This is a genomic window from Streptomyces sp. NPDC020681, from assembly GCF_044334895.1.
Taxonomy (GTDB): Bacteria; Actinomycetota; Actinomycetes; order Streptomycetales; family Streptomycetaceae; genus Streptomyces.
Genome location: NZ_JBIRTX010000088.1, coordinates 1 through 1,004, shown reverse-complemented (window position 1 = coordinate 1,004; position 1,004 = coordinate 1). Strand labels below are relative to the sequence as shown.

1 protein-coding gene is annotated in these 1,004 nt (G+C 64.5%); it reads right to left on the bottom strand.

The features are described from left to right. The coding region (locus ACH4YL_RS40835) for an MFS transporter (RefSeq protein ID WP_398512603.1) at window positions 1–975 on the bottom strand (975 nt) is incomplete at its 3' end. Between the last annotated feature and the right edge of the window lie 29 nt (window positions 976–1,004).

Below are 1,004 nucleotides of genomic sequence, written 5' to 3'. Positions count from 1 at the left end.
CAGCGTCAGCGTGAAGAAGACGCCGTCGACGATGAAGAGCGCGCCGGCGACGAAGACGCCCCATCCGGCGAAATGCCCATGGCTCGCCAGGGCATAGCCGACGAAGACCGCGATCAGCGAGATATTCTCGATCTGGATCGTCGCGCGCTCGCCGATGCGCCCGACAAGATGGCCGAGCATGGGCCCCATGAAGGTGTTGATGCCATAGGTCGCGAGCAGCAGGGTCGCGGTCGCCGAGACGTCGTAGCCGAAACGCTCGACCAGCAGGAAGCCGCCGAAGGCCATGAAGATCTGCCGGCGCGCGCCCGACATGAAGGTCAGCGCATAATAGAGCCAGTAGCGCCGCCGCAGCACGAAGCCCTTGTTCTGCGGCACCGCGCCCTGGAAACGCGGGAACGATAGCCAGGCCACGATGGTCAGCGCGGCTGTCAGGGCACCCGCGACCATGAAGACCGTGATGTAGCCCGGCTGGAACACCCGCCAGATGACGGCGATCGAACCGAAGGCGAGGAGCTGCGCCATGGCGGAGGCGCCGGCGATCCGGCCGAGCAGGCGCGGCGCTTCCGATTTCGGCAGGAGCTGGAGCTGGAGCGATTGCTGGGCCGTCTCATAGTAGTGGAAGCCGAGCGACATGATCGTCGTGGTCAGCAGCAATCCGCCCAATGTCGGAAAAAAGCCGGTGATGGCGATGCCGACGCCCAATGTGATCAGGCTGAGATAAGCCAGCAGCTGCTCGCGCATGATCCAGAACAGGACGATGGCGGTGAAGGCGAGGAAGCCGGGAATCTCGCGCACCGACTGCAGGATGCCGATGTCCTGGCCGGTGAAGCCCGCTGCTTCCTTGGCGAAATTGTTGATCAACGCGCTCCAGCTCGCAAAGCCGAGCCAGTTGACGAAGGCCAGCACCATCAGGAAGGCGGTGGGCGAGCGCAGGAGCGCCTTGAAGCCGCGCGGAGCGGACGGGACGTCGGTCATCGAACGACCTAGCAAGAGGAACGGCATGG